9 protein-coding genes are annotated in these 10079 nt (G+C 63.1%); 6 read left to right on the top strand and 3 right to left on the bottom strand.

Features of this window, described 5'->3' with window-relative positions:
* Nucleotides 1–194 precede the first annotated feature (194 nt).
* Nucleotides 195–1301 carry a peptidase gene (locus tag VHD36_14375; GenBank protein ID HVU88503.1) on the bottom strand — a complete coding sequence of 369 codons (1107 nt, stop codon included), beginning with the start codon at nucleotides 1299–1301 and terminating at the stop codon, nucleotides 195–197.
* A 237-nt stretch (nucleotides 1302–1538) separates the two neighbouring features.
* Between VHD36_14375 and VHD36_14370 the strand changes: the two genes are divergently transcribed.
* The 4 genes from VHD36_14370 to VHD36_14355 all read left to right on the top strand — a co-directional run bounded on the left by VHD36_14370 (nucleotide 1539) and on the right by VHD36_14355 (nucleotide 5600).
* Nucleotides 1539–2165, top strand: a complete 627-nt coding sequence (locus VHD36_14370; GenBank protein ID HVU88502.1) for a hypothetical protein — start codon at nucleotides 1539–1541, stop codon at nucleotides 2163–2165.
* A complete protein-coding gene (locus VHD36_14365) occupies nucleotides 2162–3475 on the top strand; it encodes an MFS transporter (GenBank protein HVU88501.1) in 1314 nt (437 codons plus the stop codon). Before VHD36_14370 ends, VHD36_14365 begins: the two co-directional genes overlap by 4 nt.
* A gap of 191 nt (nucleotides 3476–3666) precedes the next feature.
* Nucleotides 3667–4200: a sigma-70 family RNA polymerase sigma factor gene (locus tag VHD36_14360; protein ID HVU88500.1), complete on the top strand. Its 534-nt coding sequence runs from the start codon at nucleotides 3667–3669 to the stop codon at nucleotides 4198–4200.
* Entirely contained in the window at nucleotides 4197–5600 is a 1404-nt protein-coding gene (locus tag VHD36_14355) for a DUF2092 domain-containing protein (protein ID HVU88499.1), read from the top strand. Before VHD36_14360 ends, VHD36_14355 begins: the two co-directional genes overlap by 4 nt.
* Before the next feature lie 16 nt (nucleotides 5601–5616).
* Here the strand turns inward: VHD36_14355 and VHD36_14350 are convergent, their stop codons facing one another.
* Entirely contained in the window at nucleotides 5617–6042 is a 426-nt protein-coding gene (locus tag VHD36_14350; protein ID HVU88498.1) for a cupin domain-containing protein, read from the bottom strand.
* A gap of 149 nt (nucleotides 6043–6191) precedes the next feature.
* Between VHD36_14350 and VHD36_14345 the strand changes: the two genes are divergently transcribed.
* Nucleotides 6192–7532, top strand: a complete 1341-nt coding sequence (locus VHD36_14345) for an FAD-binding oxidoreductase (protein ID HVU88497.1) — start codon at nucleotides 6192–6194, stop codon at nucleotides 7530–7532.
* Nucleotides 7529–8368, top strand: a complete 840-nt coding sequence (locus VHD36_14340) for a hypothetical protein (protein HVU88496.1) — start codon at nucleotides 7529–7531, stop codon at nucleotides 8366–8368. Before VHD36_14345 ends, VHD36_14340 begins: the two co-directional genes overlap by 4 nt.
* Nucleotides 8369–8529: 161 nt before the next feature.
* Here the strand turns inward: VHD36_14340 and VHD36_14335 are convergent, their stop codons facing one another.
* The gene (locus tag VHD36_14335) at nucleotides 8530–9834 is read right to left on the bottom strand and encodes an MFS transporter (protein HVU88495.1); all 1305 of its coding nucleotides are present in this window, start codon (nucleotides 9832–9834) and stop codon (nucleotides 8530–8532) included.
* Between the last annotated feature and the right edge of the window lie 245 nt (nucleotides 9835–10079).

Genomic DNA, 10079 nt, shown 5'->3' with positions numbered 1-10079 from the left:
TGGCTCGTTATGGTATGACTCACCCTTGAACGCATGGCTCCCTCCTTGGAAGTGACCTGCTGGACACAAGTCATGTACAAGAGGAGCCTTGCGTTCACCTATATCAATCCGCCAAACTTGGCACTACTGTCATTCTGCATTCTTACTTCTGCATTTCTTCTCCGTGTCTCCGTGTCTCCGTGGTGCAAAAATTTCTAAGAAACGCGGCGGAGCCTTGAAACGCGGCCGGTGGCGACCCATTCGGCTACGAAGATGCTGCCGTCGTGGCCGAAGCAGGCGTCGTGTGGGTGGACGAACTTGCCCGCCTGCCAGGCATTGCGATCGGTGCGGATTTTCATCCCCCCTTCGCCCGTTATCCGGGCCACGTCGTCGCCCAGCCGGGCCACGACATTATTCTTCTCGTCGAGCAATGTGATCCGCGCGTGCAGCTCGGGGATCACGAGCAGGTTCTTCCACGTCTCGGCATTGGCCGGCAGTCCGTAGCCGGTCAGCGTCTCGAGGTATTTACCGTCCATCGAGAAATATTGCAGCGTGTTGTTCGCGCGATCGCACACGACGATCGCCGGTTCGCGGCCGGCGCGGCGATCGACCCACACGCCGTGCGGCGTGTTGAACTTCCCTTTTCCTTCGCCCGGCCCGCCGAAACACGAGAGCCAGTTGCCGTTTTTGTCGTAGCGGTGGACGTAGAAGGCGCCGTAGCCGTCGGCCAGGAGGAAGCCGCCGTCGTCGAGGAACGCGAAATTCGTCGGCATGAACCGGTCGCGCCCCCATTGACCCGTCGGCTTGGTATTTTCGTCGGCGGCGTACACTCCGGAATCCATGGGCGCATACTTCTGCCAGACGGTTTCGCCTGCCAGGTCGAGTTTGGCGAAGGTCTTCAGCATCTGGTAGGCGCAGACGTACAGGAATTCCTGCCCGGCTTCTTCGCGGATTTCGATCCCGTGGCCTCCGCCTTGAAATTGCTTGCCGAACGAGCGGATGTATTTGCCGTCGGGATCGAAGACGAAGATCGCGGGGTGATCCTTCTGGTCGGCCTTGCCTTCGTGAATGACGTACAGGCAGCCGGCCTTATCGACGGCCACGTTATGTGTCGTTTGCCAGGTAAATCTGTCGGGAAGTTGTGGCCAGTCGTGCTGCACTTCGTAGCGATGCTCTCCCTCGCCCACGACTAGCGGTGAATCGGTTTTTTTGGCTGTCACGATGGTCGGCAATCCAGCCAGCAGGGCCGAACCGGCGGCACCGGCGGCCAGGAACTGGCGTCGCGATACCTGGCGGCGGATGGAGCGAAGTGGCTTGCGCATAAGTTCCCTCGTGGGCTGGTGTGCGTGAATCGGGCGGGCCAAGTCACTTGAGAGTACACCGTTAGCACGTCGGACGAAAGTTGGTCGGCCGGGGCCGTGGCGAAAAAATGTCCGCGCCCACGGGCATTAGCGATGCCTACTGGAAGGACGACAGCGGCAACGACTTCGCCCGAGTATACTTTAGAACTCTCGCTCCGATCTGTCCCACCCGCCAGCCTCGCCGCGTTCGATTTCCAGATGGCGACAACGCTCGAAAATCCGCGCGCGATTTTGCTGCCGCTAGCCGTCGGCTTTGTGGCAGGCGGCGCGGCGCTGGTTGCTGCAACGTTTTTGTTGACCTTTGCGATCGCGGCCGAGCCGGGTGAAATGCTCACGCGCAACACGGTGCGTCTGTCGCTCGCCTGGTACGCGGCGGCCCTCGTATTAATGATGCGGCTCGCGCCGGCCGATTGGCGCGCCGAGACATATGCAGGCCAGGTCGCCCGCTGGTGCTGGACGTGGAGCATCGTTTGCTTTTGGGTCCACCTGGGCGTGGCCTTTCATTTCTATCACGGCTGGTCGCACGCCCACGCCTTCGAACACACGCGCGAGGTGAGCGGCATCGGCGAGGGAATCTACGTCTCGTACTTGTTCACCTGGCTGTGGACCGGCGACATGCTGTGGTGGTGGGCCAGGCCCAATGGCTACGCCGCCCGCTCGGTGTGGATCGATCGTGTGCTGCACGCGTTTATGTTGTTCATCGTTTTTAACGGCATGGTCGTGTACGAGTCGGGCTTGATTCGCTGGGCGGGATTGGCAATGTTCGCCGGTCTGGCCGCGGCGTGGGTCATGGCGCGCGGGCGGCCCAAGGTGCGCGCCGCATGAAGTCTGCTGGAGAAATGACCAATCATCGCCCCTGGCCCAGCCGATTGCCTTTCTACTACGGCTGGATCAACGTGCTCGTGGCCGCGGTCGCCATGACCGCCACGCTGCCTGGGCGCACGCATGGCTTGGGGCTGGTCACCGAACCCCTGCTTGCGGACTTGCAAGTCGACCGCGTCACGTTCGCACACATCAACTTGATCGCGTCGTTGATCGGCGCGGCATTCTGTCTTCCGGTCGGCTGGATGATCGATCGCTGGGGCGTGCGCATGGCGCTGGCGACGGTGACTGCTGCTCTCGGTGTTTCCGTCTTGGCCATGGGCGAGGCGACGGGCTGGATGTCGCTCTTGGCCACGTTGATCTTGGTGCGCGGGTTTGGGCAAAGCGCACTCTCGGTCGTCAGCATGGCCGCGATCGGCAAATGGTTCAGCCGCCGCCTGGGCCTGGCGATGGGCGCATTTGCGGTGCTTTTGACGTTCGGATTTATTGCCAGCGTGCTGGGAATGGGCGAGGCTGTAAAAGAACATGGCTGGCGGCCGGCCTGGCAGGGTGTGGGCTACATGCTGCTGGCGATTGTTCCCCTGTTCTGGCTTTTTGCGCGCAGCACGCCCGAATCGTGCGGCGTTGCGCCCGACGCGCCGGATGTGCCCACCTCGCCTGCCGAACACGGCGCCGCCGATTTCACGTTCGGCCAGGCGCTCGCCACGCCCGCCTTTTGGGTTCTGGTCTTGGGTTCGAGCGTATTCAATCTGGTCTGGTCGGGCGTGACGCTGTTCAACGAGTCGATGCTGGCCGAACGCGATCTGGACCAGAAAATCGCCGTCGAGATCATGGCCATCCTCACCGGCATCGGCCTGCTGGCGAATCTCGTCGGCGGCGCCCTTGCCTCGCGCACGCGCGTCGTGAAGCTGCTGGGCATCGGGCTCGTTCTCCTGGCCGGGGCGCTCGCCATGTTTCCGACCATCGCCACCCCCGCCGGTGCGCGCGTTTACGCTGCCTTGATCGGACTGAGCGGCGGACTGGTGACAGTGGTGTTCTTCGCCGCGTTTGGGCATCTTTTCGGTCGGGCGCGCCTCGGCGGTATTCAGGGCGCCGCCCAGTTTGCCACGGTGCTGGCCTCGGCCCTGGGGCCGGAGCTAATGGCCGAAAGCCAGGCGCTAACCGGCTCGTACGCGCCGATGTTCTTTGTCCTGGCCGCGGTCACGGGGGGCCTGGCGCTTTTGGCCTTGGTCGTGCCGCTACCGAGGACGCCGGCCGCGGGGACCGCTTCTGCCGAGGTACCTGAACAAAAGGCCGTCGGCTCGATGTCATGACGAGCATCGGGTGCCACTGGTGGCTCGCCCACCAGTGCGGAACTCGGTTTAAGGACTGGTAGCCAAGCTACAGGTGACATTCCTTAGGAGTGCTCCACGGTTGTTTTTAAAAAGCGTCTTATGATTTCGGTGGAAAATCTCCACCCCTCTCCGTCTATTCTGTAGACCAACAGCATGGACAGGAGCTGTCGATGACCGAGGACGCCGAGTTGGCGCGTCGAGCCGCAGCGGGCGAACATGACGCGGTCGGGCGAATCTACGACCGCTACGCGCCGCTGCTGCGCGCCATCCTGCTCGACGCCACCGGTGCGCCGGCCGAAGCCGATGAACTGGTGCAGGAAGTGTTTGTCCGCGCGCTGGGCAACTTGCGGCAATTGCGCGAGCCCGCGGCCCTGGCCGGCTGGCTGGTGTCGATTGCCCGGCGCGAAGGGACCGATTTCCGGCGGCGGCAGGCGCGCAATCGCACGCGGTTTGTAGCGCTCGATCAGGACCCGCTGCAGCCGGCCAGCGATGGCGCTGCCGACACGCGGCTCTTGGTCCATGCGGCATTGGCCGAATTGCCGGACGACGAGCGTCTAGCCCTGCACATTCATTATTTGTGCGGAGAGCCGGTCGCCGTGGCCCGACAGGCGCTCGAGCTTTCCTCGTCGGGATTCTACAAGTTGTTGGAACGAGCCCGAGAACGATTGCGCACGAAACTGCTCGATCGGGAGGCGAAATCATGAACGCCCGCGAGAACGACGATCGCACGCTCGACGAATTGCTGACCGGCTACTATGCGCCGCTACGGGAGGTGAGCGTGGACGAGCGCGAACAAGTTATCGAGCGCGTGGCGGCTGCGCGCGCTGACGTTGTGCCCGCGGGGTTGACGATTCGGCGGCGTCCGCTGGCCCTACTGGCCACGGCAGCTTGCTTGCTCGTGGCGATCAGCCTGGCGGCCATTCTTATCTCGCCGACGGCGGAGCATGCTTACGGGCTGGAGGCATTGCCGGAGCGTTTCTTTGCGGTGCAGTCGATTCGCATTCGCGGCACGGATTACATTTACGATAACCACAAGCCGGAGGCACCGGCCGTGAAGGTGCCGACCGAGTTTCTCGTCAAACGGCCCAACAAGTACCGGCACACGTCCGTGGGCGTCGGGCAATCAAAGAACGGAGTCGAGATTCGCCGCGCCATGGTGTATTGCGACGGTCGGCGCCAGACGTTGGCCCAAACAGACGACAAAGAATACTTCACGGTCCCGATCGGCGCGCTCGAAGCACAGCTGAAGACCGAGGCGAGTGTGCAGGCCCAGATCGCCTCGGAGTTTCTGAAGCCTTCAACGGCGGACTACAAAAAACTGCGGACCGAAACCTACGCCGGCCGACAGTGCGATGTTTACGAAAACCGCATTCGCGATGAGGATATCGAACGAACGACGATCGAAACCATCTGGCTTGATCCGACGACCGGTTTGCCCGTGCACCTGGTCCTTGACGAGGTCTTGGACGACGGCACGACGCGTCGCGACTCGGAATATGACGAGATCAGCGTCAACATTCCACTCGACGATTCACTTTTCGAGTTCACGCCGCCAGCGGATTACAAATCGCTCGTTCCGGCGATCGATGGGGAGGCGGGGGCCGATGCGACGGTCGAACCGCCGCTCGATGTAACACCTCGAACCTCCGGTGCCGGCTTCGATTCTCACTATGGTATGTGGCACTCGTTCCGGCTCTCGGACCGTTCAGCCCTGGTGATCTGGTCGCGATCGCAGCCCGAGCCTGCCGAAGGTCCTGTGGACTGGCTCTCGAATATTGAATTCACAGTCGGCAAAGACCGGCCGGCGCCGCGGCATGCCTGGATCTACCAGGCGGGCGAGGCCGACAAGTGGAATTGGTCATTGATCAGCGCCGCGGATGGACCCTTTTCCGACCGTCTCGACGCGATCTCGTTCAAGATGCGCGGGCCAAGGTTTGAAGGGAACGACTATGCATTCCCTTTGCGGTTCGCCGACGCCGATCTGGAAAAGATCCTGGCCGCGGCCGCCGCGGGAATGTTGCCGGCCGACGCGCCGCACCATTCACTGGCCGCACTTCGCGCCTTGGCACGTGAGCAGCTGAAGGACCCGCCGGCGGCACGCTGAGTGGCATCGAAATTAACTAATGCCCCGCCGGCAATTCGATCGTCACGCCATAGCGCGGCGCCAATTCCAAAAGCCGCGCGATGTCGTCCGGTGAGGGTGGGCCGGGCACGGCCCCCGGGTCGATCGGGCTACCGGCGGCCAGAAACATTTCTTCGAGTCCGGCCGGCGCCACCGAGATGATCATCCGCGCCCGCTCGTGGCTTTCGTTCTTGAAGCAATGCTTCACTCCGACCGGCATGCTGGCGAAGGTTCCTGGTTTCGCCACAATGCGTTCCCCCTCGACGTAGAAGGTCATTTCCCCTTCCAGAATGTAGAACGATTCGTCTTCGCGCGAGTGCGTGTGGGGCGGCGGCCCACCTCCGGGCGGCACGATCGCCTCGAACGTCGCGTAGCGGCCACTCGTCTCCTTGCCCGTCGCTAGAAATCGGTATACATCGCCCACGAGTGTGATCGTGGGGCCCTCTCTGGATGTGCGAATCGTCGGCGTTGGCATCGATCGGCTCACTTCGTCAGGAACGCGATGGATAGTCACCAGCAAAACTCCGGGGTACCCTAGTACACCAAAACGCACTCTCTGGGGGAAGCGTGTCGATGCAGCGTGGTCAACGAACTCTTGGGCAAACCTTTCGGCGAGGCGAAGCCGGTTACGAAACGGCGCGGGCCGCAACGATGTGGAACAAGCGCCTGCCACCGCGCTATCCCGACATCATCGTGCAGGCCAACGATACCGGCGACGTTCTGGCCGCCGTGCGTATGGCCCGACGCGAGAACCTGCGCATCGGCGTTCGCTCGGGCGGGCACAGCTGGTCGGGCAATCATGTCCGCGATGGCGGGTTGCTGCTCGATGTCTCGCGGTTGGACGAAGTGCGCATCGATAAAGCCGCCAAGCGTGCGACCGTCGGGCCGGGGCGCGCCGGCCACGAGTTGGCAGCACAATTGGCCAAGCAAAAGCTCTTCTTTCCGGCCGGTCATTGCCGCGGCGTGGCCGTCGGCGGTTACTTGCTGCAAGGGGGCTACGGCTGGCACAGCCGCGTGCTCGGGCCCGCCTGCATGAGCGTCGAAGCCATCGACGTGGTGACAGCCGATGGTGAGGTCGTGCGAGCAAGTGCCGACGAAAACGCCGACCTCTATTGGGCCGCCCGCGGGGCAGGGCCGGGCTTTTTCGGCGTCGTCACGCGGTTTCACCTGCGGGTTTACGATCGGCCCAAAGTAATCGGCTTCGCGGCGCAGACATTTGCCGCCGACATGTTCGATGAAGTATTTCGCTGGCTGCACGCCGTCGGACCGGAAGTGCCGGGCGGCATCGAGCTGCAAGCTCTCATGTCGCGGCACACGCTGGGCGTGCGTGGGGCGGGCATGATTGTCATTGCGCCCGTGTTCGCCGACTCGTACGCGCAGGCCTGGGAGTGGCTGCGTTTCATGAACCGCAGCCCCTTGCGATCGAAGGCCAAGTTCGCGCTGCCCTTCGTGCCCTCGGGCTTGAAGCCGCTGTATTACAGCGTGATGCGGCACTATCCAGAGAACTATCGCTACGCCGTCGACAATATGTGGACGGGGGCGAAGATCGACGACTTGCTCCCCGGCCTGCGGCGCATCGCCGAGACATTGCCGCCCGCGCCGTCGCATATGTTGTGGATGAACTGGGCGCCGCCGGCGGATCGTCCGGACATGGCCTATTCGATGGAAGACAATACCTACATCGCGCTCTACTCGGTGTGGCAGCACGCGCAAGACGACGCGCAGTTCGATCGCTGGCCCGTCGAGCGAATGCGCGAAATGGAACACTGGGCCAGCGGCTGCCAATTGGCGGACGAGAATCTCGGTCAGCGCCCGGCGCGTTTTGCCAGCGACGCTAACCTGGCGCGACTCGACCGCGTCCGCTCGGTCTACGATCCGCAAGCACGCTTCCACAGTTGGATGGGCCGGCCATGAACGCCGTGACATCAAGCGACGCCCGACACCTGGGCATGCAGCCTGGCGAGTTGGAGGGGAAACCATACGCGCGGTTCTGGAATCCGCAGATGGCGCCCTTGCCAGAGCCCGCTCGCGAAGCGATCGCGCGCGGACCCGTTGCCGAGCCACTGTTGCCACCGCTGGCCGCCGCGGCGCGGGCGATCGAATCCGCGGAGCGTGTGCTGGAGAACGGCTACTCTCTGGCCGCCGGCGGTCGGCTGCGCATCGCGATTCGCACCGTCATGCCGCATGTGGTACCGGCCATGGTCGACTGGTGGTTCGGTTGGCACAGCGATGAACCGCAGCGTTACAAGCTGTGGCATCCGCGGGCCCATGTCTACGCCGAATGGGCGACGGCCGTCGTGCCAGGGACGACGGGGCGCGCGCGCTACGTCGGGAAAACCTCGTGCGTCGACGAATATATCGGCAGCACGCTGGGGCGCTATCACATCCGTTTCTTGCGGCCGCGTGAATTGCAACTCGACGAATCGCTGCTGGCCGATCCGCGGCAGGCAACGGCCGTGTGCGCTCGCGTGGGTTTCGCGAACGTGCCGTTCGATTTCGGATACCTGCTGCACTACGTAAGCGCGATCGACGGCGGCGCCGAGATGCGCTCGCGCTTTTGGATTGGTGGCGAGCATGTCGCGGCGCGGCGCGGCGGCATCGTGGGAGACATGGCCGCCTCGGCAGCCGGCTGGCTGATGCGACCGGGCCCGGCCGACGCGGCGGCGCTTCTGGTGCATTGCTCGCAAGAGATGTCGCACCTGGCGTCGTTCTTGCCGGAGCTGTACGCCGAGTTGGGAGAGGGCCGATAAACGACGCGCTTCGCGCTTGCACAAACGAACGTGGGTGCCACTGGTGGCTCGCCCACCAGTGTGCGTCCTGTACCAAACATACACGGGTGGACAAGCCACCCGTGGCGCCCGAATTTGCGAGCTCATCTCTGACGAGATCGCGCGCGTTTTGCGTCTGGCGATCAGTGCTCGCCCAAGCGCGTGTGCCGGGTCTCCTCCGCCAGCCACACCGATACGAGCGTGACGGCCGACATGCCAATCATGTAGAGCGCGATCGGCCAGGGGCGCCCATCGGCCCACTTCAAGAGCGCCATGCAGATCAGCGGGGCCAGCCCGCCGGCAAAGGGGGACGCCATGTGGTAGCCGATCGAGGCGCCCGTGTAGCGCACCTCGGTGCCAAACAGTTCCGAGAAGAACGCGGCCTGCGGCGCGTACATGGCCGATTGCACTACCAGTCCGATAACGATCGCCAGCGCAATGACCGTGGCGTTCCCCGTGTCGAGCATCCAGAAGAACGGAAACGAAAACGCGGCCAGCCCTAGCGCGCCCGTCAGATAAACCGGTCGCCGGCCGAGGCGGTCGGAGAGCAGGCCATAGGCGGGTATCACCAGGAACTCGGCGACCGACGCCAGCAGTACGCCGTTTAAGACCGACGCACGCGGCACCTTGAGCGTCGACGTCACGTACGTCAGCACGAAGACGGTGAAGATGTAGAAGCTGCCGTTTTCGGCAAACCGCATTCCCATCGCCAGCAGCACATTGCGCGGATACTGCGTGAGCACCGTCAAGAACGGGATACCGGCACGCTCGTCGCGATCGCGCATTTTGGCGAACAGCGGGCTCTCCAGAATTTGCAGGCGGATGAAAAGCCCCACGCACAAGAGCGCAATGCCGAACAGAAACGGCACGCGCCATCCCCAGCTCAAGAACGCCTCATCCGGCAGGCGCGAAAAGAGTCCGAAGATCGTCGTGGCCAGCACCATCCCGGCCGGCACTCCGGCTTGCACCCAACTGGCGTTCAGCCCGCGCCGGCCCGAGTGACCGTGCTCGACAACCATGAGCACGGCGCCGCCCCACTCGCCTCCGACTCCAAAACCTTGCACGAAGCGCAGAGCCACGAGCAAAATCGGCGCGGCGATGCCCACCTGATCGTACGTAGGCAACAATCCGATCAAGAACGTGGCCAGGCCCATCATGGCCAGCGTGGTCACGAGCATCGACTTACGACCCATACGATCGCCAAAGTGGCCGAAGACGATCCCGCCAACCGGCCGGGCGAAAAATCCTACGGCGTACGTGGCGAACGACGCCATCGTGCCGGCGAACGAATCGAGCGTGGGAAAGAAGAGCTTGTCGAACACGAGCGCCGCGGCCGTGCCGTACAGGAAAAAGTCGTACCACTCGATCGTGGTGCCAATGAAGCTGGCCAGCACGACGCGGGCGACGGAATTGGCGGCCGGTGCGGCCGCGGGAGCTTGTTGGTGCATGGAGAGATTTTAGTCGGCCAACCGGGACGTTGCGGCAAATCGTGCGAAGTGGGCATCTCGCCGGAGGAATCCGTCCACAGATTTCGCAGATTCCACAGATGAATTCAGTACTGTCCGGTTAGAAGTCGAATAGGCGTCGTTGGTTAGGGTCGGGGTCTGTACGGTTTTGGTGTTGTGAGGTGGAAAGTAGCTGTAAAAGTGGGGTTTTCTCGAAGGTATTGACAGACAAGATTTGGAGGATTTCG

Source organism: Pirellulales bacterium (genome assembly GCA_035546535.1).
Taxonomy (GTDB): Bacteria; Planctomycetota; Planctomycetia; order Pirellulales; family JACPPG01; genus JACPPG01.
Note: the sequence above shows the minus strand (reverse complement) of the source record. Positions and strands in the feature narration are given on the sequence as shown.